The organism is Blastococcus sp. SYSU DS0617 (assembly GCF_054051075.1).
Genome location: NZ_JBJHAO010000007.1, coordinates 21,787 through 42,662 on the forward strand (window position 1 = coordinate 21,787; position 20,876 = coordinate 42,662).

Genomic DNA, 20,876 nt, shown 5'->3' on the forward strand with positions numbered 1-20,876 from the left:
TCGCTGTGCTGCCCGCTCATCGGAGTGCCACCTCGGTCCCCCTCAGCAACGGCGCCAGCTGCGAGGCCCCCAGGTCCGAGACCTCGTCCGGCTGGGCACCCGTCTGGTAGGCGAGGATGCTGCGCACGAAGTCCAGCTCAGCGCTCGAGCCCGCCAGTCCACTCGGCAGCGACGTCCCGGACTGGGGGTTGGGCTCCCCCGCGCCCTCGGGGATGTCGTCGGGCCCGCTGCCGCCGAGGCAGACCGGGTTGCCCGTGGCCGGGTTGTCCGCCGACCGGACGCCGTCCTCGGGTGGCCGCGGGCAGTAGAACTCGCCCTGCTCGGCCGCGGCGATGAGCCCGTCGATGTCGTCCAGGCCCTGGCAGTCGGGGCCGGACTGGTCGAGGTACCGGGGCTGGTCACCGGGCACGTAGGGGTTGCGCGGCGGGAACGTGACGGTGATGTTCAGATCCAGGTAGGGGTCGCCGTCGCCACCGAAGACCTCGCTGTACCGCGGGACGGAGCGGGCCAGCCCGTTGAGCAGGCACGGGTAGACCGGCGAGTACTCGGCGAGGGTGCTCAGCACCGGCCGCGAGGTCTCCGCCAGCGAGATGAGGTTCCGCTCGTTGGCCTCCAGGAAGCCCGCGGTGACCGCGGCGGCGCTGTCGCCCACCGTGAAGGTGCGCCGCAGCTGCTCCCGCTGGTCGACCAGGGTGCGGCTGGTCACCGCCAGGTTGTCCAGCACGCCGAGCAGGTCGTCGGCCGCCGACTGGTAGGTGTCGGCGAAGTCGGCCAGGCCGGAGATGTCGGCCTGCAGGTCCGGCAGGACGGTGTTGAGCTCACCGGTGTAGCGCCCGACCGCGGCCAGGTTGGCGCCCAGTGCGTCCCCGCGGCCGCGCACCGCCTCGGCGACGGCGCCCAGGGTGTAGGAGAGATCCTGCGGCTCGACGGCCTTCAGCAGTGGCAGGAGGTTGTCCACCACCCGCTGCAGCTCGATGGCGTTCTCGCTGCGGTCCTGGCCGATGACCGCGCCGTCGGCCAGCGGCTCGCTCGAGGGGTCCTCCGGGATCTCCAGGGCGACGAAGCGCTCGCCGAAGAGGGTCTTGGGCAGCAGTCGCGCCGTGACGTCGGCCGGGATCTGCTCGAGGTACTCGGGCTTGATGGCCAGCTCGATGGTGGCGCCGCCGGCGCTCGCGTCGACCGCACGGACGTCGCCCACGATCACGCCGCGGACCTTGACGTCCGAGGCCGTCTGCAGCTGGTTGCCGATGGTGTCGGTCTCCAGGGTCACCCGCGCCACGTCGGTGAACGCCTTGTTGTACTGCGCCACCGCCAGCCCGAGCAGCAGCACGAGGGTCACGAGGAACGCGACTCCCTGCAGCCGGCGACGGATCACCGCTCCCTTGCTCATCGGCCGCTCACCCCGCGATCCGCACGGTCGTCGTCGAGCCCCAGATGGCCAGCGACAGGAACAGGTCGATCACCATCACCGCCACGATCGAGAAGCGCACGGCGCGGCCCACGGCCAGGCCGACACCCGCGGGGCCGCCGCTGGCGCGATAGCCGTAGTAGCAGTGGCTGAGAATGATCACGACGGCGAAGACGAGCACCTTCAGGAAGGACCAGAGCACGTCCTGCGGTGGCAGGAAGAGGTTGAAGTAGTGGTCGTAGGTGCCCGTCGACTGCCCGTAGGCCTGGGTGGTGATCAGGCGGGTGGCGAAGTAGCTGCTCAGCAGACCCAGCACGTACAGCGGCATGACGGCGATGAAGCCGGCCACGATCCGGGTGGTGACCAGGAACGGCAGCGAGGGCACGCCCATGACCTCGAGGGCGTCGATCTCCTCGTTGATCCGCATGGCGCCGATCTGGGCGGTGAACCCGCAGCCGACCGTCGCCGAGAGCGCCAGGCCGGCGACGAGGGGGGCGATCTCGCGGGTGTTGAAGTAGGCGGAGAGGAACCCGGTGAACGCCGAGGTGCCCAGCTGGTCCAGCGCCGCGTATCCCTGCAGGCCGACCTCGGTGCCGGTGAAGAAGGACAGGAACGCGATCACGCCGACGGTGCCGCCGATCACCGCGAGCGCGCCGCTGCCGAAGGTCACCTCGGCCAGCAGCCGCATGACCTCCTTCTTGTAGCGGCGCAGGGTGCGCGGGGTCCACGCGAGGGCGCGACCGTAGAAGCCCAGCTGGTCCCCGAGGTCCTCGAGCGCGCTCATGGGACGGCCGTAGACCGTGCGCACGATGCGCCGGGCCCGGACCCGCAGCCGGTCGACCGGCGAGAGGAGCGCCATCACGACCCCTTCGGCGGGACGAGCTGGAAGTACAGCGCCGTCATGACGAAGTTGACCGCGAACAGCAGGAGGAAGGTGATGACGACCGACTGGTTCACCGCGTCACCCACGCCCTTGGGCCCACCTCCGGCCCGCAACCCCTTGTAGGACGCCACGATGCCGGCGATCAGGCCGAACACCAGCGCCTTGATCTCCCCCGACCAGAAGTCCTCCACCTGCGCCAGCGCGCTGAAGGAGGCCAGGTAGGCACCGGGTGTGCCGCCCTGGAGGACGACGTTGAAGAAGTAGCCGCCCGCGACGCCGACGACGCTGACCAGGCCGTTGAGCAGGGTGGCCACCAGCATCGCGGCCAGCACCCGCGGGACGACCAGCCGCTGGATCGGGCTGATGCCCAGCACTTCCATGGCGTCGATCTCGTCGCGGATCTTGCGGGCGCCCAGGTCGGCGCAGATGGCCGACCCTCCGGCGCCGGCGATCAGCAGGGCCGTCACGATCGGGCTGGCCTCGCGCAGGACGGCGAGCACCGAGGCCGACCCGGTGAAGGACTGCGCGCCGAGCTGCCGGGTGAGCGAGCCCAGCTGCAGCGCGATGACGGCGCCGAAGGGGATGGCGACCAGGGCCGTCGGCAGGATCGTCACGCTCGCGACGAACCAGGTCTGCTGGATGAACTCGCGGAGCTGGAAGGGGCGCTTGGGCAGTGCCCGCATCACGTCCAGCGCGAAGGCGAACAGGTTGCCGCTGGCCGCAAGCGGGCGGGTGGGCGAGTACTTCCCGTCGAGCAGCCCCGGCGCCCTGGGCTCGTCGGTGGCCGTCACCCGCGGTCCTCCCGACGAGGCAGCAGCACGGTGGCGGTCGACCCGGCGGCCGCCGCGTCGGCCTCGGGCGCCCAGTGGCGGCCGCCGACGCCGCTCGTGGGCTGGAAGATCCCCGCGTCGGCGCGGGCGAGCAGGTCCGCAGGCAGGGACTTGCGGATGGCCGCGGCCGTCTCGCCGTCGAACTCGTGCAGCATGCGCGCCACGCGCTCCTGACGCCGCAGGGCGCCCTTGCGCTCGGGCAGGCCCTCGGTGGGCTCCAGCTGCGGCGGGACCGCCTCCCCACCCGAGGCACCCTTCGGTCCGACGCCGTTGTGCGAGTCGCCGCCGCGTGCCTCGAGCGCGGCCATCTCGGCCTCGACCTGGGCGACGTCCTTCTCCTCGCTCATCCCGATCGGCCCCTCGCGGCGGCCGTTCAGGAACTGGCGGACCACCGGCTCCTGGGAGGTCAGCAGCTGCTCGCGCGGACCGAACATGACCAGGTTGCGGCGGAACAGCAGACCCAGGTTGTCGGGCACGGTCCGGGCGGTGCCGATGTCGTGGGTGACGATGAGGAACGTGGCGTCGATCTGGGCGTTGAGGTCGACGATGAGCTGGTTGAGGTAGGCGACGCGGACCGGGTCGAGGCCGGAGTCGGGCTCGTCGAACAGGATGATCTCGGGGTCGAGCACCAGGGCCCGGGCCAGTCCGGCCCGCTTGCGCATACCCCCGGAGATCTCGCCCGGGAGCTTCCCCTCGGCGCCCTGCAGGCCGACCATGTCCATCTTCTCGAGGACGATCCGCCTGACCTCGGACTCGCTCTTCTTCGTGTGCTCGCGCAACGGGAAGGCGATGTTGTCGAACAGGTTCATCGACCCGAAGAGCGCCCCGTCCTGGAACAGGACGCCGAAGAGCTTCCGGATCTCGTAGAGCCGGTGCTCGCTGGTCCGGACGATGTCGGTGTCGTTGATGACGATCGATCCCCGCTCGGGCTTGAGCAGGCCGACCAGCGACTTGAGGAAGACCGACTTGCCGGTGCCGGACGGGCCGAGCAGCACCGAGATCTCACCCGGGGGAAGGGTCAGCGTGACGTCGCTCCAGATGTTCTGGCTACCGAAGGACTTGGTGAGCCCCTCGACCTCGACTGCGACGCCCACGATCCCCGCCTCCCGCTCGGCATTTCTGCCGGTCCCCGTCCCGCCGCATCGACGAGCCTCGGCAGTGTGCGGCAGCGCGACCCCCTCCGCATCCGGAGAGTGCCGTCCACGCACTGACTACTCGTCGGTAACGAACGCGCAGCCGACAGGTTACGTGTGTCACGTCTTTCACGTGACCCGGATCTCCATGCACTTCCCTCCGGCGGTGGGGCGGGTTCCCCCTCCCAGGGGACGCGACAGGGGCCGCCCTCCCGGAGGAGGACGGCCCCTGCTGCCGTACGGGTGGTGCTTACCCGGCGGTCACGACCGCCGGGTGGGGGGTCACTTGACGGTGACGGTGGCGCCGGCGCCCTCGAGGGCAGCCTTGGCCTTCTCCGCGGCGTCCTTGGCGACCTTCTCCAGGACCGGCTTCGGCGCGTTGTCGACCAGGTCCTTGGCCTCCTTGAGGCCGAGGGACGTCAGACCGCGCACCTCCTTGATGACCTGGATCTTCTTGTCGCCGGCGGCCTCGAGGATGACGTCGAACTCGTCCTGCTCAGCAGCGGCGCCACCGGCGTCGCCACCGCCGCCACCGGCGGCCGGGGCGGCCGCGACGGCCACAGGAGCAGCTGCGGTGACCTCGAAGGTCTCCTCGAACTGCTTCACGAAGTCGGACAGCTCGAGGAGGGTCATCTCCTTGAACGCGTCGAGCAGCTCTGCGCTGGAAAGCTTAGCCATGTCGATCTCCTTCTGGGTCAGTCGTCGCTGGCCGCGTCGGCGGCAGCGCTGTCGGTCTCGGGGGTGGTGTCAGCAGCAGCAGCGCTGTCGTCCGCAGCGGGAGCCTCGGCGGCCGGAGCGTCGGCGGCCTTCTTCTCCTGCAGCGCGGCGGCGAGGCGGGCGACCTGCGACAACGGGGCCTGGAACAGCCCGGCAGCCTTGGTCAGGTTGCCCTTCATCGCACCGGCCAGCTTGGCCAGCAGGACCTCACGGGGCTCGACGTCGGCGAGGCGGGTGACCTCGGAGGCGTCGACCGTGCGGCCGTCGACCACGCCGCCCTTGACCACGAGCAGCGGGTTGGCCTTCGCGAAGTCGCGGAGCGCCTTGGCGCCCTCGACCGGGTCGCCCTCGATGAAGGCGATCGCCGTGGGGCCGTTGAGCAGCGGGGAGAGGTCGGAGAAACCGACCGAGTCCGCAGCCCGCTTCGTCAGGGTGTTCTTGACGACGGCGTACGTGCTGCCCGCACCGAGGGAACGGCGCAGCTCGGTGAGCTGTGCCACGGTCAGCCCGCGGTACTCGGTGAGCACCGCCGCACTCGAGTTCTGGAACCGCTCGGTGATCTCGTCGATCACCGCGGCCTTCGCCTGCGTGGGCATGGGCCTCCTCTCGTCTGTCGGGCGACCGCTGGCCGGCCGCGCGAACGCGGACGATCGGCACCCCGGAGACGAGGAACGCCCCGGCGCAGAGCGCACGGGGCGAGAGGCAGGCGCGAGGGCCTGTCGATCGAACCGTCCACCTGCGCGGGTCGCCCGGAACTCCGGGACCTTCGATCGCACGCGGACGTGCGACGACCAACGGTCTTGGGGGGAACGGCTGCAAGAGTACGCGATGCCCGCGCAGAGCCGGCACCCGCCCGCCCCGACCGCCTCCGCGCGATCGGCCACATCGCCGATCTGGCCGTCACCTGGCCCCTTGGCGACCACATCGCCGAGCCGGCCGCGGAGGACGTCCTGCAACGCACGGAGGCCCCGCCGCGCGGTGCGCGCGGCGGGGCCTCCGGGAGTGCGTGCCTTACTGGGCCGGCTCGTCCGCCAGCATGTTGCGGGTGCGGTTGGGGTCGACCGGGATGCCGGGGCCCATCGTCGTGGAGATGGTGACCTTCTTGACGTAGCGCCCCTTGGCCGAGGACGGCTTGGCCCGCAGCACCTCGTCGAGGGCGGCCGCGTAGTTCTCCACCAGCTTCTCCTGGTCGAAGGATGCCTTGCCGATCACCAGGTGCAGGTTGGCCTGCTTGTCGACGCGGAAGTTGATCTTCCCGCCCTTGATGTCGTTGACCGCCTTGGTGACGTCCGGGGTCACCGTGCCGGTCTTCGGGTTGGGCATCAGGCCACGGGGGCCGAGGATGCGCGCGATCCGGCCGACCTTGGCCATCTGGTCCGGCGTCGCGATCGCGGCGTCGAAGTCGAGGAAGCCGCCCTGGATCTTCTCGATCAGGTCGTCCGAGCCGACGACGTCGGCGCCGGCGGCCTCGGCCTCGGCGGCCTTGTCACCGGTCGCGAAGACGATGACGCGGGCGGTCTTGCCGGTGCCGTGGGGCAGGTTGACCGTGCCGCGGACCATCTGGTCGGCCTTGCGGGGGTCGACGCCCAGCCGCATCGCGACCTCGACGGTGGCGTCGTAGGACGTCGTCGACGTCTCCTTCGCCAGTGCGGCGGCCTGGAGCGGGCTGTAGAGGTTGTCCCGGTCGACCTTCTCGGCCGCGGACCGGAACTTCTTGCCGTGCTTCGCCATGGTGATTCCTCTCGCCCGGGCGGTGCCGGGGATCGTGTGGTTCGCGGGCCAGGCGTGGCCCTCCCACGAGTGCTGGGTGGAGCGGTGGTGCAGTGATCAGCCGGTGACCGTGATGCCCATCGACCGGGCGGTGCCGGCGATGATCTTCTCGGCCTGGTCCAGGTCGTTCGCGTTGAGGTCGACCATCTTGGTGGTGGCGATCTCGCGGACCTGGTCACGGGTGACCGTGGCGACCTTGGTCTTGTGCGGCTCGCCCGAGCCCTTCTCGACACCGGCGGCCTTGAGCAGCATTCGCGCCGCCGGCGGGGTCTTGGTGACGAAGGTGAACGAGCGGTCCTCGAAGACCGAGATCTCGACGGGGACCACGTCGCCGCGCTGGGACTCCGTGGCGGCGTTGTAGGCCTTGCAGAACTCCATGATGTTGACGCCGTGCTGGCCGAGCGCCGGACCCACGGGCGGCGCGGGGGTGGCCGCACCGGCCTTGATCTGGAGCTTGATGACCGCGGTCAACCGCTTCCTGGGGGGCATGACTTCCTTCTATCGGTGGTGGATCAGCTGACGCCGTGAGGCGATCAGATCTTGCTGACCTGGTTGAACGACAGCTCGACGGGCGTCTCGCGGCCGAAGATGGAGACCAGCACCTGCAGCTTCTGCTGCTCGGCGTTGATCTCGTTGATCGTGGCGGGAAGGGTCGCGAACGGCCCGTCCATGACGGTGACGGACTCGCCGACCTCGAAGTCGACGAGCGCGGCCGGCGCGGCGGCGGCCGGAGCGGCCTCGCCGCCGGTGGTCCGGGCGGCCTGCGGGGCGGTGGCCGGGACGAGGATCTTCACGACCTCGTCGAGGGTCAGCGGCGAGGGCTTGGACGTGGCGCCGACGAACCCGGTGACCCCGGGGGTGTTGCGCACGGCGCCCCACGACTCGTCGTTGAGCTCCATGCGCACGAGGAGGTAGCCCGGCAGCACCTTGCGGTTGACCTGCGCGCGCTTGCCGTTCTTGATCTCGGTGACCTCCTCGGTGGGCACCTCGATCTGGTAGATGTAGTCCTCCACGTCGAGGGACTGGATGCGCGCCTCGAGGTTGGTCTTCACCTTGTTCTCGTAGCCGGCGTAGCTGTGCACGACGTACCAGTCGCCGGGCGCGATCCGCAGCGCCTTCTTCATGGCCTCGGCCGGGTCCTCGTCGGCCTCCTCGGAGACGTCGGAGCTCTCGGCCGGCGCGGCCTCCGGGTCGGCGGCGAGGGTGTCGGGGTCGCCGCCCTCGATCTCCGGGACCACGTCGGCGGCCTCGGTGTCGACGTCCATGGCGGCGGTGTCGCTGGAGCCCTCGGCGGCACCGGTCTCACCCACGCCGGTCTCGACGTCGGCGGCGCCGCGCTGCTCGAAGCGGGCGTCGTCCAGGTCGGTGCCCTCGACCGCGCTGTCGGTGTCGAAGGGCTCACGGGGGTCGGTCACAGATGTCTCTTCCTTGTCGGATGGCGTGCGGGCGCGGGCGGAGGTCAGCCGAAGACGGCGATCACGCCTCGGGAGAAGAGCAGGTCCATCCCGGCCACCAGCGCGACCATGAACGCCACGAAGACGATGACCACGGTCGTGTAGGTGATCAGCTCGCGCCGCCCCGGCCAGATGACCTTGCGCAGCTCGGCGACGACCTCGCGGAGGAACCGGCCGATGGAGCGCTTCCGGCGGATCTCGTCGGCACGGGCGCGCTCGGCCGCGGCGCGCGACCGGGTGCCTTCGCCGTCGCGGCCGGCGGGCCGGGAGGCGGAACGCGCGGCGCGGCGCGAGCCGGCCGGCTCGTCGTCGTCGTCACCGGCGGTGATCCGCCCGCCGCGGCGCCGGGGCTGGTCGGCGACGACCTTGTCCTCCTCCGCCGAGGCCTCGGCCGCCACCGCGTCCTCGGCCGCCTCCAGCTCGCCGGCGTCGTCGACGCCGGGGGTCTCGCGGTCGAGCTGCTCGTCGGTGAGCTCGGCGTCGCGAGGGTCGTCCTCGCGTCCCGGCTTCTCGTCGCTCACTGCGCCTCGCTCGCCTCGTGGTGGCGGTCGCTCGGGTGAGCGACCGGGTGGTCGGTCGATACCTGCCGTGCGGTGGCAGGGGTGACAGGACTTGAACCTGCAGCCTGCGGTTTTGGAGACCGCTGCTCTGCCAATTGAGCTACACCCCTAGTCCCCTGGGCGGGGCCCGGGACCGCCCGCCTCACCACGGCAGCGCAGGGCCTCGCAGAGGTTCCGAGGCACGCCGGTGGCGGGGTCAGCTGCCCCAGGACGGCCAGTGTACGGGACCGGGCACCGCGGAGGCGAACGTCCCCGGACCGCGACGGAGACGGCTCGCTCCGAGCGGCGGACCTTTGACACGATGGGGGCATGACCGCCGTGTCTCCGGACTCGTCCACCCCGTCCTCCGAGCTGCCGCCCGCCCAGCGGCGGGTCTCCCGTCGCATCGCGGGGATCGCCGAGTCGGCGACCCTCGCCGTCGACGCGAAGGCCAAGGCGCTCAAGGCGGCCGGCAAGCCGGTGATCGGCTTCGGTGCCGGCGAGCCGGACTTCCCGACGCCGGAGTACATCGTCGAGGCGGCCGTCGCAGCCGCCCGCCAGCCGGCGATGCACCGCTACACCCCGGCGGGCGGGCTGCCCGCGCTCAAGGAGGCGATCGTCGCCAAGACCGCCCGCGACTCGGGCCTCCAGGTCACCCCGGCCCAGGTGCTGGTGACCAACGGCGGCAAGCAGGCGGTGTACGAGGCGCTGGCCACGATGCTCGACCCGGGTGACGAGGTGCTGCTGCCCGCGCCCTACTGGACCACCTACCCGGAGGCGATCCGGCTCGCCGGCGGCGTCCCGGTGCCGGTCGTGGCCGACGAGCAGAGCGGCTACCTCGTGTCGGCGGCCCAGCTCGAGGCGGCCCGCACCCCGCGCACGAAGGTGCTGCTGTTCTGCTCCCCGTCCAACCCGACGGGCGCGGTGTACCCCGCCGAGCAGGTCGAGGAGATCGGCCGCTGGGCGCTCGACGCCGGCCTCTGGGTGCTCACCGACGAGATCTACGAGCACCTCACCTACGGCGGGGCCACGGCCCCCTCGATGCCGGTGCTCGTGCCCGAGCTCGCCGACCGCTGCGTCGTGGTGAACGGCGTGGCCAAGACCTACGCGATGACCGGCTGGCGGGTGGGCTGGATCGTGGGGCCCGCCGACGTGGTCAAGGCCGCGACGAACCTGCAGTCGCACGCCACCTCGAACGTGGCCAACGTGTCGCAGGCCGCGGCGATCGCCGCGCTGACCGGCGACCTCTCGGCCGTCGCCACCATGCGCGAGGCCTTCGACCGGCGCCGGCAGCTGATCGTCTCGATGCTCCGCCAGATCCCCGGGGTCGCCTGCCCGGAGCCGCAGGGCGCCTTCTACGTCTATCCGTCGGTCAAGGGGCTGCTCGGCCGGTCGATCGGTGGCCGTACCGCCGGCTCGAGCGTCGAGCTGGCCGAGCTGATCCTGGAGCAGGCCGAGGTGGCCGTGGTCCCGGGAGAGGCGTTCGGCACCCCGGGCTACCTGAGGATGTCCTACGCGCTGGGCGACGAGGACCTCGTCGAGGGCGTCACCCGGATGCAGCGCCTGCTGACCAGCGCGGACTAGCCGCTAGTCGTCGTCCAGGGCGCCGGCCTCCTCGAGCACCTCGAGGGCCTCGGGGAGGTCGGCCAGGGCCCCGGCGACGTCGTCGGGCGTCGCGATCGCCCAGGCGGTGGCGTCGACGTAGCAGCGCACCGCCGCGTCGAACGCCTCGGCGCCGGCGGCCTCGCGCGCCGCCATCAGCGTCGCCCCGCCCTTGCCGTAGACGTAGGCCACGTACTGCTGCTGGGTGCGGACCTCGTCCATGGCCACCCCGACGTCGCCCTGCACCCCCAGCGCCGGCTCCAGGTCCTCGGCGGAGGACGGGTTCACCACGGCCTCGGCCCAGGTGGCGAACGCCTCATCGAGCCACGGGTCGCGGAACTGCGAGTTGCCGACCATCCCGTAGAACCACATGTGCGCCACCTCGTGCACCAGCACCTGGCGGCTGGGCGAGGCCTGCAGGATCGAGCTCGGGTACTCGATGCCGCCGCCGTAGTCGGGCAGCTGCGGCACGGTGAGCGTGTCGTAGGGGAACGGGCCCAGGAACTCCTCCAGGTCCGCGATCGCCTCGACCGTCGCGTCGGCCAGCTCCCCGGCGGTGGGCTCGGCCTCCGGCAGTGCGCCCGTCGTCACGCGCACGCCGCCGGGCGTCGTCGCCTCCGCGGTGGTGAACCGGCCGACGGCGACGCTGACGTCCCGGGCGACGGGCTCCGTGGACGTCCAGGTCCGGCGCCCCTCGCCGTCGGCGGCGGTCGGCTCGGCCTGCGCGCCGGTCATCAGCACCGTGAGGTCCGCGGGTGCCGAGACGCGCACGGTCGTGTCCGCCGCCGGGCTGACGGTCGTCTCGCCGGAGATCGGCACGAACGGGTCGCGCGCCCACCCGACACCGGGCTCCCAGGCCAGCAGCGGGGCGCCACTGGCCCACCACGAGACGCCCTCGTCGGCCCCGACCCGTTCGAACTCCCCCGTGCCGAGCGTGAGCGTGAAGTCCAGTTCGACCTCGGTGGTCTCCCCCGCCTCCAGCGGCTCGTCCAGTGCGACGACGTAGGCCCCGCCCGGGTCGGCCGCACCCAGCGGCTCGTAGCCCGATCCGGCGACGTCGTCGCCCCGGACCGCGTCGACGGCCAGGCGGGAGCCCGCCGCCGAGATGTCGGGCCCGTTGGGCACCAGCCGGAAGACCAGCTCCTCGACCGGCAGGTCGGGGGTGAAGGAGACGGTCTGCGTGCCGGTCACCGTCCGCAGGTCGTCGGCCGGCCGGAAGTCCAGCGCGATCCGCGGCCGGTCGGGATCGGGCCGGGCGCGCTCGCCGCAGGACCCGTCGTCGCCGGCCGCGGCCGGCGCCGGGGCCGACGTTCCGGAGGTCGGCGCGGTGAGCGTGTCGGCGAAGGAGGTGCAGCCGCCGAGCAGCAGGACAGCGGCCCCGGCGAGCGCGGCGTTCCGCCAGGGGCGGCTCATGCCAGCCGGACGACGGCGCGTGCGAGGGAGAGGACCTTGTCGCCCCCGCTGGTCACCGCGAGGTCGACGCGCACCCGGCCGTCCTCCAGCAGGGCGCCGACCGAGCCCCGCACGATGAGCTCGGCGCCCGCGTCGTCGTCCGGGACGACGACCGGCCGGCCGAAGCGGACCTGGAACTCGACCAGGGCGGCGGGGTCCCCCGTCCAGTCGGTGACCGCGCGGCCGGCCAGCGCCATGGTGAACATGCCGTGGGCGATGACGCCCGGCAGCCCGACCGTGGTGGCCACCCGCTCGTTCCAGTGGATCGGGTTGAAGTCGCCGGAGGCGCCGGCGTAGCGGACCAGGTCGGCCCGGGTGATCCGGTACAGCTGCTCCGGCAGGTCGGTGCCGACGACGACGTCGGCGCGGCGCACGGGCCCGCTCATGCCCTGGCCACCAGCATCGACGTCGCCGTGCAGACCGGCTCGCCGTCCTCGGTGGTCAGGTCCACCCGGGCGGTCAGCAGGTCGTTCCCGGCGACGGTGCGGGCCGCGTCGATGGTCGTCGTCGCGACCAGGCGGTCCCCGGCCCGGATCGGGCGGTGGTGGGCGAACCGCTGCTCGCCGTGGACCACCCGGCCGTAGTCGATGGCCACGTCGGGGTCCTCGAGGACGACCATCGCCGCCTCGAGGCTCACCGCGATGGCGAAGGTGGGCGGTGCGATCACGTCGGGGTGCCCGGCCGCCCGGGCCGCGTCCGCGTCGCGGTACAGCGGGGAGGGATCGCCGATCGCGGTGGCGAACTCGGCGATCTTCGCCCGGCCGACCTCGTAGACGGCAGAGGGCGGGTAGCTGCGCCCGACCAGTTCCCGGTCCAGCGCCATGCTCCCGCCCTCTCGCTCAGCCGCTGACCGTGATCAGCGGGTCTCGCGGTGCAGCGTGTGCTTGCGCTCGCGCGGGCAGTACTTCATCAGCTCGAGCCGGTCGGGGTCGTTCCGCCGGTTCTTGCGGGTGATGTAGTTGCGGTTCTTGCACTCCTGGCAGGCCAGGGTGATCTTCGGGCGGACGTCGGTGGCTGCCATGGGGCGCTCCTAGCCTTGTGGGACAGGACCCGGGGCCGGGCCTGCTGTCGCACCGGCACGAGTGCCGACACGACGACGGACCCCATCGTGCGGGGTCCGTCGGGAGTAGCGGTGACCGGACTTGAACCGGTGACACAGCGATTATGAGCCGCTTGCTCTACCAGGCTGAGCTACACCGCCGGGACGACCTGCGGCCCGGTCTCGCGACTGGACCGGCTGGTCAGCTTACTGATTGTAGAGCCCCTTTACGGAATCGAACCGTAGACCTTCTCCTTACCATGGAGACGCTCTGCCGACTGAGCTAAAGGGGCGTGCTCGGAAGCCTCGAAAACTGTACCTCGCCGGTGCGACCGGTTCACGAGGGGGGGTGCCGACGGGCGTGCCGCCTCAGCCGCGCACGAACAGCCGGCGATGGGCCGCCCCCGGGGCCGCCGTCCGCACGCCGGTGCGGGCCAGCAGCCAGTTCTCCAGCCGGTCGTCGGGCAGCGGCCGGCTGACCAGGAAGCCCTGCAGCTTGTCGCAGCCCATCTCGGTCAGCAGGTTGCGGGTCATCTCGTCCTCCACGCCCTCGGCCACCACGCGCAGGCCGAGGTTGTGCGCCAGCTCGATGATCGACCGGGCGATGAACGACTCCCCCTGGCTGGTCGACATGCCCAGCACGAAGGACTTGTCGATCTTGACCTCGTCGATGGGCAGCTGGCGCAGCTGGGACAGCGACGAGTAGCCGGTGCCGAAGTCGTCCATCGACAGCCGGAGCCCCAGGTCGTGCAGGTCGGCGAGCACGGTGCTGTCACGGACGGAGTCGTCGACGACGCTGCCCTCGGTCAGCTCCAGGGTCAGCAGCTCGCCGGGGACGCCGTGCCGCTGCAGGGCGCCGCGCACGCGGGCGACCAGGTCGGGCTCGGTGAGGCAGTGCACGGAGAGGTTGACCGCCACCGACAGCGCGATGTCCTGGTCCAGCCAGCGCCGGCAGCGGGCCAGCGCCAGGTCGAGGACGTGGTCGGTGACCGCGCCGATGCGGCCGATCTGCTCGGCGAGGTGGATGAAGTCGTCCGGCGGGATGGAGCCGTACCGCGGGTGGGCCCAGCGCACGAGCGTCTCGACGGAGACGATGTCGGAGGTCTGGGCGTCGATGATCGGCTGGAAGACCACGCCGATCTGGCCGCCGGCCATGGCCTGCTCGATCTCGGTGCCGAGCTGCAGCCGGCGGAGGCTCTGCTGGTCCAGGACCGGGTGGTAGCTGGCCACCCCACCGGAGTCGGCGGCAGCGAGCAGGGCGACGTCGGCCCGCTGCATGAGCGTGCCGGAGTCGGTGCCGTGCACCGGCGCGGAGGCGACGCCGATGGTGAGCGTCACCTCCAGGTCCAGCCCGGCGACGCGCACGCGGGTGGCGGCCGCCTCCCGGAGCCTGCGCGCGGCGCGCTCGGTGGCCGCCAGGGACAGGCCGGGCAGGAGCACGGCGAACCGCTCGCTCTCCATCCGGGCCAGGAGGGCCTGCGGCGGGGCGTGCTCGCGCAGCAGCCCTGCGGTCACCAGGAGGAGCTCGTCGCTGGCCGCGTGCCCCAGGGTGTCGGTGACCTCGGTGTAGTTGCCCACCGCGGCGAGGATGAGCCCCGCTCGCCCGCCGGCCGGATCGGCCGTCTGGTCGGCGGCGAGCAGCTCGTCGATCTCCGCGGCCAGCCGCTGCCGGTTGGGCAGCCCGGTGAGCCGGTCGTGGTCGGCGTCGTAGCGGATGCGGGTGAGCAGCTGCTGGTGGCGGATGGCGGCGTTGACGTGCGTGAGCATCGAGTCCATCGCGGCGCGGTCGCTGTCGGCGAAGGAGACGACGTCGCTGCTGCGGTCACAGATCTCGAGGTAGCCGGGCTCCCCGGCCGCCGTCGTCAGCGGCGCCGCGAGCAGCTCGGACACCCCGCGCCGGGCCAGGCCGGCGGCTTCCTGCTCGTCGGCCCGCCCGGCGGATACCAAGATCGGGCCGTCGGCGGCCAGCACGGCCCGGCGGAAGACGTCGTCGGGGTCTCCCGGCCCGTCGTACCAGGCCTCGTCGCTCTCGGTGGCCACCACGAGGCGAGGGGGCTCGTCGAGGTAGGCGGGAAGCCACATCGCCACCCGTTCGGCGTTGAGCAGCTCGCGCAGCGACCGGACGATCTGCATGGTGCCGGCCTCGTCGGCGGCCACCTGCTCCACCTGGCGGGCGAAGCCGTAGACGCGCTCGAGTGACTGGCCCTCCCGGGTCACGGCCGCGAACCGGCGGTACACCAGGACCAGCGCGGCGGCGAGCGGCACGATCAGCAGCCACGTCCAGGCCGTTGCGTCGACCAGCAGGAGGATGGACAGGCCGGCGAGGACGGCGACGGGGCCGATCAGCACGATCGGGGCGAAGACGGCGGTCCACACCGACCTGCCGGGGTTGCCGTGCATGGCGGTGATGGCGCCGACCACGAGCAGCGCTCCCACGACGTCTGCCGCGGCGATCGCCAGCAGGTAGGACAGCCAGGTGGCCGGCTCGGTGATGTCGCCGACGGGCAGGACCCGCAGCAGCGCGACGGCCACGCACACCTCGACGGTGGCGACCGCGACGTTGTAGACGATCTTCGCCCGGGCCAGGCCCTGGACGACGAGCACCAGCGCGACGGCCACGGCCCGGGCCAGCGCCGTCCAGAGTCCGCCGATCTCGGCGAGGGCGAGCACGAAGGCCGCTTCGCTCGCGGAGCACCAGAATGTCTGCCGCCGGATCTCGAACTGCAGGTTGACGGATTCAGCGGCGATGAAGGCCACGAAGACGGCGAGCAGTGCCACCGCCCCGGGCGCGTCCGCATCGGGCGCGAGCACCACGGCGGACAGGGGCACGGCCAGCGCAAGGCTCAGCCAGGCCGGCGCCCACGGATTGCTGGTCAGGGGCGGCCGAGGGGGCACGCGTGCGTCCTGCTCGGCCACATATACCTGCATTCCCCGGGGAAGATGAGCAGGCGAAGGCTAACAGCGCGGAGTGGCCGCGGAGCCCCGTTCCACCCCCGAAGGGTCAGTGCCGTCCGACGGCCGCAGAACACCGCGGGGCAGCCGGTCGACGACCGACTGCCCCGCGCGAGAACTGGTGCCCGAGCGGTGCGCCCGGGCCGGCAGTCCTAGCTCAGCGAGCCCACTTGAAACCGCGAGCCCACTTGAAACCACGCTGCGTGTTGCTGGCCATGACGACTCCTTTGAATGGCATGAATGACTGGTGTGCGGCAGTCACTTACGCGCGGGGGCAGAGCGTCGTTCGGTACGGACCGCGCTGGAGACATTGCTGCCCGTCACCCTTCCGAGGCAAGCATCGAAGATCACGACGGAGTGACGATCTTGCATGTCGTCACTCTGCGTAGAGATTGATCGACGTTCGGTCAGTCGATGGGGTGACGGCGGTCCGGGACGGCGTCCACGAGCTCCCGCAGCTCCTCCACCAGCTCCCCGCCGATCTCCACGGCGTCCCGGACCCGGTCGCCGCCGGGCGCCAGGTCGGCGGCCAGGCCCACCCAGTCGATCGGCGGCGACTCGGGCGCCGTCGGCGCGCCCAGCACCGCGGCGACCCGCCGGTAGGCCGCCGCCCGGGGCATGCCGGCCGGCACCGCGACGTGCTCACCGTCGTCCGGAGCGGCGTCCCAGGTCCCGTCCGCGTCCGTGACCACGGACAGCACGGACACGACGTCGCCGATCGAGCGCGCCCACACCGGCCCGAGCTCCAGCGTGCCGGTAACCACCTCCGTGATGCGGAGGCGGCGTCCGGCCTCGTCCTGCGCCGCGAACTCGTCGAGGGCGTGGACCAGGCGTTGCCCGTACTCGCGGACGGCCAGGTAGCCGGCACCGATCTCCACCGGCCGCACCGGGCCGGCCGCCGCTGCCCCGGCCGGGGCCGGCGCTCCCGGGACGGCGTCGTCGAGCACGGCGGCGGCTCCCGGCTCCGCGCTCAGGTACCCGAGGCCGCGCAGCAGGAGCTGGTCCTGCTGTCCCGCTCCGGCGGCGGCCCGCGCCAGCGGTTCGACCACCACCTCCGGACGGGCGGCCACGGCTCCGGCGAGCGCCGGCGCGACGCCCGCGGCGGTGGTCCGGTCGACGGCCCAGCCGGCGGGGTCGCCGTCGTCCCCCAGCCCGGTCGCCAGCGCCCTCAGCCCCGAGCGCACGACGTCCGCGCCGTCGTCGCCCGGCTGTCCGGCCGCCCGGTCCACGAGTGCGCCGAACGCAGCGCCGTCGTCGTCCCACGAGCGGTGCAGCAGGTGCGTCCACGTCGGCTCCCCGCCGAGCAGTGCGGCGGCCGGTGCCGGATCGTCGGCCTCGGCGAGCCGGACGAGGACCTCCTCGAGCGGGTCCCCGGGCGGCGCCGGAGCCGGCCCCGGACCGAGCCGGTCCACGATCCGCTCGGCGCCCAGCGCGCGTTCGCGCGCGATGATCTGCCGACCCCACGTCCGGACCGTGGCCGGCGGGGGCCCGGCCCGGTGATCCCCGCGCCCGGCCGCGAGGACCACGCCCATCCCGAGCGCCACGTGGTCGCTGTCCAGGTTGCGGACGTCGTCGCGGCCGACGTGCCGGGTGTCGCGCACCTGCGCCACCGCACCGGCGGCCCCGGGCGGGACGGGAGCACCGAGGACGGCGGCCATCGTCCGGGCGAGCGTGCTGTCGGCGGACAGCGAGCCGGTCCCCAGCTGCCGGAGGACGTCGCGGAACCCCCGGGGACCCAGCTCGGTCAGCACCGCCGCGGCGACCGCACCGTCACCGGCCCAGGGCAGCAGCTCGCGCGCCGCGGCCTCCAGCGCGGCCGCCGTCCCCACGTCCGAGCCGTTCCCGGCGGCCCGGATGCCGACGGCGAAGTCCCGGCCGCGCTGCACCAGCAGGGCCTCGTGCCAGCCGGGCAGGAGCGCGCCGAGGTGGTCCTCCACCCGCTCCCGGTCGCCGGGTCGGCCGATGCCACCCGCGACGGCGCTGCACGCGGTCAGCACGGCGGCCGTGGCCGTCGCGTCGTCGGCGACCTCCGCCCGGATCGTGCCGGCGGCGGCGCGCCGGACGGCCTCCGCCCGCTCCAGCTCCTCGAGCGGGTCCGTCCCGCCGGCCGCCGGATCGACCACCCCGCCGATCCGCAGCGCGACAGCGGCGAAGTCGTCCTCCTGCGCCCGCTGCAGGACGGCGAGCGCGTCGCGGGCGTCCTCCAGCAGCCACTGGTGGCGGGTCAGGCGGCCGGCGGCGCGCAGCAGCGCCTCCCCCGCGTCGCGGGCCAGCTCACCGACGCACCGCACCTGAGCCGCCGCGGCGTCCGCGTCCCGGCCGGCCCAGGACGACGCGGCGGCCAGATCGCCGGGCACCTGCGCGCCGAGTACCGCGAGGAGGTCGCCGGCCGCCTCCAGTCGCGCGGCCAGGTCGGCGAGCGCCCGCGGGTCCCCCGGCGGCGGATCGAGGGGCACCGGATCAGGCACCAGCGCGGTCACCGGCCGGGCTCCGCTCCCGCACCCCGGACGAGCGCGGCGTCCAGCCGCAGCCAGGAGTCGGCCACGCCGGTGACCGTGGTGCCCAGCTCGGCGAGCTCGGTGGCCAGCGCGGCGGCGAGTGTGCCGTGGCACTCGAGGAAGAGCCCGACCGGCGTCCGCAGCGGCCCGTCCACACCGGCCTGGTCGAGGAGGCGGGCACGCACCTCCTGGGCGGTCCCGGCCCGCCCGCTCAACGACCGGCCCAGCGCCCGGACCTGCTCGGCAGGCATGTCGATGCTCACCGGCGCAGTGTGTCCACGCCGCGAGGCAGCGCGGACCGTCGTCCACAGGGCGATCCGCGCCGGCCGCCGCCACCCGATCGGGTGTCCACAGTGTCCACAGGCTCTGTCCACAGGTCGTGGACGACGGGGCCGGCCACCTACGCTCCCCGCGTGCGGTACGGCCGGGACGACGTCGAGCGCGGTTCCACGCTGCCGTTCGTGCTGGTCTGCTGGCTGGTCGCCGCGCTCATGGTGTTCGGCGCCATCGCCGCCTCGGATGCCTTCCTGGAGCAGCAGGAGGTCCAGGCCGTGTGCGACGGCGCCGCGCTGGCCGCCGCCAACCAGGCCGACGAGGCGGCGATCTACGCCGGTGGGGTCGGCACCGCGCTACCGCTCACCCGCGCCGGCGCGCAGGCGGCGGTGGCCGACCAGCTCGGCGCGGGCGTCACGGCCCTCGACGCGTGGTCGGCCGCGACCGACGGCGCGGAGGTCACCGTCCGCTGCACCCGCTTCGTCGACATCGCCTTCGGCTGGCTGTTCCTCGGCGGGGAGCAGCTGGAACGCACGGCGACCGCGAGCGCGCGGGCGCCGACGCTGGGCTGAGACCTCGGGGCGGGGACCTCGGGGCGGAACGGCGAACGGCCCCCGACCTGAGGGTCGAGGGCCGTTCGTACCGGGCGTGGCGGGTGAAGGATTCGAACCTTCGAAGGCTAAGCCGACGGATTTACAGTCCGCTCCCATTGGCCACTCGGGCAACCCGCCGTGCGGTGGTACCGGAGCAGAATACAAGATGGCGGATACCGATCTCGGAGCCCCGAGCCGTACCCGCCAGACGAGGGGAGAACCCATGGCCGACGCGTCGTTCGACGTGGTCAGCAAGGTCGACCGGCAGGAGGTCGACAACGCCCTGAACCAGACGGGCAAGGAGCTCTCGCAGCGCTTCGACTTCCGTGGCACCAACGCCACCATCGCCTGGGCCGGCGAGGAGGGCGTGACCCTCCAGGCCGACACCGAGGAGCGGGTCGTCGCCGCGCTGGAGGTGTTCAAGGAGAAGCTGATCAAGCGGAACATCTCGCTCAAGGTGCTGGACGCCGACGAGCCGCAGTCCTCCGGCAAGAGCTACAAGATCTCCGCCCGGATCAAGCAGGGGATCGAGTCCGACGTCGCCAAGAAGATCTCCAAGCTGATCCGCGACGAGGGCCCGAAGGGTGTCCAGGCGCAGATCCAGGGCGACCAGCTGCGGGTGAGCGGCAAGAAGCGTGACGACCTGCAGGCGGTGCAGCAGCTGCTGCGCGGCGCCGACCTCGACGTCGCCCTGCAGTTCGACAACTACCGCTGAGCCACGCCGGGCGCGGGGAAGCGCACCCCGGCACTCCCGGGACGGCGTGACCTTCCCCGCGCTCCACGGCGGCGGGCCCGGGCCGGTGCGGCCCGGGCCGGTTGCCGGCCGAGGTCAGTGCTGGCCGAGCTCCCGGGCGATCGCCTCGAGCCGCGCGATCCGCTGCGGCATGGGCGGGTGCGAGGCGAACATCGACGCCATGCCCTGACCGCGGAACGGGTTGGCGATCATCAGGTGGCTCTGGGTCACCAGCCGGTCGTCCTGCGGCAGCGGTCGCGCACCGGCGCCCCGCTCGATCTTGCGCAGCGCCGACGCCAGTGCCAGCGGGTCCTGCGACAGCTGGGCGCCGGTGGCGTCGGCCTGGAACTCGCGGCTGCGGCTGACCGCCATCTGCACCAGCCCGGCGGCCAGCGGCCCGAGGAACACGAGCAGCAGCCCGCCGATGGCGTTGCCGCCGCCGCGGTCGTCCCCGCCGCGGCCGCCGAAGAGCGAGGCGAACATCGCCATGTGCGCCAGGTAGGTGATGACCGTGGCCATGGCGCCGGCCACCGAGCTGATCAGGATGTCGCGGTTGTAGACGTGCGACAGTTCGTGCGCCAGGACGCCGCGCAGCTCCCGCCGGTCGAGCAGCTCGAGGATCCCCTGGGTGACGCACACCGCGGCGTTGCGCGGGTTGCGGCCGGTGGCGAACGCGTTGGGCTGGTCGGTCGGGCTGACGTAGAGCCGGGGCATGGGCTGGCGGGCCTCGGTCGCCAGCTCCCGCACCATCGCGTAGAGCTGCGGCGCCTGCGTCTCGGTCACCGGGAAGGCGCGCATCGCCCGCAACGCGAGCTTGTCGGAGTTGAAGTACGCGTAGCCGTTCACGCCCAGCGCGATGACGAGGGCGATGAACAACCCGCTCCGGCCGCCGACCAGGGCACCGGCAGCCAGGATGAGCCCGCCCATCGCACCCAGGAGGACGGCGGTCTTGAGTCCGTTGTTCCAGCGCTGCACGCCCTCCTCAACGGCGTCGCGGCGG

At 72.7% G+C, this 20,876-nt stretch carries 21 protein-coding genes and 4 tRNA genes; 3 read left to right on the forward strand and 22 right to left on the reverse strand.

Annotated features, from left to right (window positions below; all coding sequences use genetic code 11):
• Window positions 1–16 precede the first annotated feature (16 nt).
• The 11 genes from ACI793_RS09700 to ACI793_RS09750 form a co-directional block, all read right to left on the reverse strand.
• Entirely contained in the window at window positions 17–1,390 is a 1,374-nt protein-coding gene (locus ACI793_RS09700; protein ID WP_456606172.1) for an MCE family protein, read from the reverse strand.
• Window positions 1,391–1,397: 7 nt separating this feature from the next.
• Window positions 1,398–2,267 (reverse strand): MlaE family ABC transporter permease, encoded by an 870-nt coding sequence (locus tag ACI793_RS09705; protein WP_456606173.1) that lies wholly within the window; start codon window positions 2,265–2,267, stop codon window positions 1,398–1,400.
• The gene (locus ACI793_RS09710) at window positions 2,267–3,082 is read right to left on the reverse strand and encodes an MlaE family ABC transporter permease (protein ID WP_456606174.1); all 816 of its coding nucleotides are present in this window, start codon (window positions 3,080–3,082) and stop codon (window positions 2,267–2,269) included. The genes ACI793_RS09705 and ACI793_RS09710 overlap by 1 nt, the downstream gene beginning before the upstream one ends.
• Entirely contained in the window at window positions 3,079–4,215 is a 1,137-nt protein-coding gene (locus ACI793_RS09715) for an ABC transporter ATP-binding protein (protein WP_456606175.1), read from the reverse strand. Before ACI793_RS09715 ends, ACI793_RS09710 begins: the two co-directional genes overlap by 4 nt.
• Before the next feature lie 321 nt (window positions 4,216–4,536).
• On the reverse strand, window positions 4,537–4,932 hold the full coding sequence (gene rplL / locus ACI793_RS09720; RefSeq protein ID WP_456606176.1) for a 50S ribosomal protein L7/L12: 396 nt from the start codon (window positions 4,930–4,932) through the stop codon (window positions 4,537–4,539).
• Window positions 4,933–4,949: 17 nt separating this feature from the next.
• On the reverse strand, window positions 4,950–5,567 hold the full coding sequence (rplJ, locus tag ACI793_RS09725) for a 50S ribosomal protein L10 (RefSeq protein WP_456606177.1): 618 nt from the start codon (window positions 5,565–5,567) through the stop codon (window positions 4,950–4,952).
• A gap of 415 nt (window positions 5,568–5,982) precedes the next feature.
• Window positions 5,983–6,702 carry a 50S ribosomal protein L1 gene (gene rplA / locus ACI793_RS09730; protein WP_311343749.1) on the reverse strand — a complete coding sequence of 240 codons (720 nt, stop codon included), beginning with the start codon at window positions 6,700–6,702 and terminating at the stop codon, window positions 5,983–5,985.
• Window positions 6,703–6,798: 96 nt separating this feature from the next.
• A complete protein-coding gene (rplK, locus tag ACI793_RS09735; protein WP_091770197.1) occupies window positions 6,799–7,230 on the reverse strand; it encodes a 50S ribosomal protein L11 in 432 nt (143 codons plus the stop codon).
• Window positions 7,231–7,274: 44 nt separating this feature from the next.
• Window positions 7,275–8,156 (reverse strand): transcription termination/antitermination protein NusG, encoded by an 882-nt coding sequence (gene nusG / locus ACI793_RS09740; protein ID WP_456606178.1) that lies wholly within the window; start codon window positions 8,154–8,156, stop codon window positions 7,275–7,277.
• A gap of 44 nt (window positions 8,157–8,200) precedes the next feature.
• On the reverse strand, window positions 8,201–8,716 hold the full coding sequence (secE, locus tag ACI793_RS09745) for a preprotein translocase subunit SecE (protein WP_456606179.1): 516 nt from the start codon (window positions 8,714–8,716) through the stop codon (window positions 8,201–8,203).
• 73 nt (window positions 8,717–8,789) lie between these two features.
• Window positions 8,790–8,865: transfer RNA gene (locus tag ACI793_RS09750), tRNA-Trp, on the reverse strand.
• Between the two features lie 199 nt (window positions 8,866–9,064).
• Here ACI793_RS09750 and ACI793_RS09755 point away from each other — a divergent pair.
• Window positions 9,065–10,318: a pyridoxal phosphate-dependent aminotransferase gene (locus tag ACI793_RS09755; protein ID WP_456606180.1), complete on the forward strand. Its 1,254-nt coding sequence runs from the start codon at window positions 9,065–9,067 to the stop codon at window positions 10,316–10,318.
• A 3-nt stretch (window positions 10,319–10,321) separates the two neighbouring features.
• On the opposite strand, the gene ACI793_RS09760 is transcribed toward ACI793_RS09755, so the two are convergent.
• From ACI793_RS09760 to ACI793_RS09800, 9 genes are all read right to left on the reverse strand, one after another.
• Complete coding sequence (locus ACI793_RS09760; RefSeq protein ID WP_456606181.1) at window positions 10,322–11,749, reverse strand: M1 family aminopeptidase; 1,428 nt, start codon at window positions 11,747–11,749, stop codon at window positions 10,322–10,324.
• Entirely contained in the window at window positions 11,746–12,174 is a 429-nt protein-coding gene (locus tag ACI793_RS09765) for a MaoC family dehydratase (RefSeq protein WP_456606182.1), read from the reverse strand. The genes ACI793_RS09760 and ACI793_RS09765 overlap by 4 nt, the downstream gene beginning before the upstream one ends.
• Window positions 12,171–12,611 (reverse strand): FAS1-like dehydratase domain-containing protein, encoded by a 441-nt coding sequence (locus ACI793_RS09770; RefSeq protein WP_456606183.1) that lies wholly within the window; start codon window positions 12,609–12,611, stop codon window positions 12,171–12,173. Before ACI793_RS09770 ends, ACI793_RS09765 begins: the two co-directional genes overlap by 4 nt.
• Window positions 12,612–12,644: 33 nt before the next feature.
• The gene (gene rpmG / locus ACI793_RS09775; protein ID WP_091770212.1) at window positions 12,645–12,809 is read right to left on the reverse strand and encodes a 50S ribosomal protein L33; all 165 of its coding nucleotides are present in this window, start codon (window positions 12,807–12,809) and stop codon (window positions 12,645–12,647) included.
• A gap of 106 nt (window positions 12,810–12,915) precedes the next feature.
• Window positions 12,916–12,989, reverse strand: a tRNA-Met gene (locus ACI793_RS09780).
• Window positions 12,990–13,047: 58 nt separating this feature from the next.
• Window positions 13,048–13,120 (reverse strand) — tRNA-Thr (locus tag ACI793_RS09785).
• Window positions 13,121–13,196: 76 nt separating this feature from the next.
• Window positions 13,197–15,743 (reverse strand): putative bifunctional diguanylate cyclase/phosphodiesterase, encoded by a 2,547-nt coding sequence (locus tag ACI793_RS09790; protein WP_456606184.1) that lies wholly within the window; start codon window positions 15,741–15,743, stop codon window positions 13,197–13,199.
• A gap of 443 nt (window positions 15,744–16,186) precedes the next feature.
• A complete protein-coding gene (locus ACI793_RS09795; protein ID WP_456606185.1) occupies window positions 16,187–18,259 on the reverse strand; it encodes a hypothetical protein in 2,073 nt (690 codons plus the stop codon).
• Entirely contained in the window at window positions 18,256–18,540 is a 285-nt protein-coding gene (locus tag ACI793_RS09800) for a hypothetical protein (RefSeq protein WP_456606186.1), read from the reverse strand. The genes ACI793_RS09795 and ACI793_RS09800 overlap by 4 nt, the downstream gene beginning before the upstream one ends.
• A gap of 150 nt (window positions 18,541–18,690) precedes the next feature.
• Here ACI793_RS09800 and ACI793_RS09805 point away from each other — a divergent pair, with 150 nt between their 5' ends.
• A complete protein-coding gene (locus tag ACI793_RS09805) occupies window positions 18,691–19,122 on the forward strand; it encodes a pilus assembly protein TadG-related protein (RefSeq protein WP_456606187.1) in 432 nt (143 codons plus the stop codon).
• A gap of 77 nt (window positions 19,123–19,199) precedes the next feature.
• On the opposite strand, the gene ACI793_RS09810 is transcribed toward ACI793_RS09805, so the two are convergent.
• A tRNA-Tyr gene (locus ACI793_RS09810) sits at window positions 19,200–19,281 on the reverse strand.
• A gap of 85 nt (window positions 19,282–19,366) precedes the next feature.
• Between ACI793_RS09810 and ACI793_RS09815 the strand changes: the two genes are divergently transcribed.
• Window positions 19,367–19,858 (forward strand): YajQ family cyclic di-GMP-binding protein, encoded by a 492-nt coding sequence (locus ACI793_RS09815; protein ID WP_456606188.1) that lies wholly within the window; start codon window positions 19,367–19,369, stop codon window positions 19,856–19,858.
• 114 nt (window positions 19,859–19,972) lie between these two features.
• On the opposite strand, the gene htpX is transcribed toward ACI793_RS09815, so the two are convergent.
• A complete protein-coding gene (gene htpX / locus ACI793_RS09820; RefSeq protein WP_456606189.1) occupies window positions 19,973–20,851 on the reverse strand; it encodes a zinc metalloprotease HtpX in 879 nt (292 codons plus the stop codon).
• Between the last annotated feature and the right edge of the window lie 25 nt (window positions 20,852–20,876).

Bases quoted from the DNA above. Each gene is read 5' to 3' on its own strand.
- ACI793_RS09700 (WP_456606172.1), bottom strand. From the start codon at position 1,390: ATGAGCAAGGGAGCGGTGATCCGTCGCCGGCTGCAGGGAGTCGCGTTC.
- ACI793_RS09705 (WP_456606173.1), bottom strand. From the start codon at position 2,267: ATGGCGCTCCTCTCGCCGGTCGACCGGCTGCGGGTCCGGGCCCGGCGC.
- rplL (WP_456606176.1), bottom strand. From the start codon at position 4,932: ATGGCTAAGCTTTCCAGCGCAGAGCTGCTCGACGCGTTCAAGGAGATG.
- rplJ (WP_456606177.1), bottom strand. From the start codon at position 5,567: ATGCCCACGCAGGCGAAGGCCGCGGTGATCGACGAGATCACCGAGCGG.
- rplA (WP_311343749.1), bottom strand. From the start codon at position 6,702: ATGGCGAAGCACGGCAAGAAGTTCCGGTCCGCGGCCGAGAAGGTCGAC.
- rplK (WP_091770197.1), bottom strand. From the start codon at position 7,230: ATGCCCCCCAGGAAGCGGTTGACCGCGGTCATCAAGCTCCAGATCAAG.
- ACI793_RS09755 (WP_456606180.1), top strand. From the start codon at position 9,065: ATGACCGCCGTGTCTCCGGACTCGTCCACCCCGTCCTCCGAGCTGCCG.
- ACI793_RS09760 (WP_456606181.1), bottom strand. From the start codon at position 11,749: ATGAGCCGCCCCTGGCGGAACGCCGCGCTCGCCGGGGCCGCTGTCCTG.
- ACI793_RS09765 (WP_456606182.1), bottom strand. From the start codon at position 12,174: ATGAGCGGGCCCGTGCGCCGCGCCGACGTCGTCGTCGGCACCGACCTG.
- ACI793_RS09770 (WP_456606183.1), bottom strand. From the start codon at position 12,611: ATGGCGCTGGACCGGGAACTGGTCGGGCGCAGCTACCCGCCCTCTGCC.
- rpmG (WP_091770212.1), bottom strand. From the start codon at position 12,809: ATGGCAGCCACCGACGTCCGCCCGAAGATCACCCTGGCCTGCCAGGAG.
- ACI793_RS09815 (WP_456606188.1), top strand. From the start codon at position 19,367: ATGGCCGACGCGTCGTTCGACGTGGTCAGCAAGGTCGACCGGCAGGAG.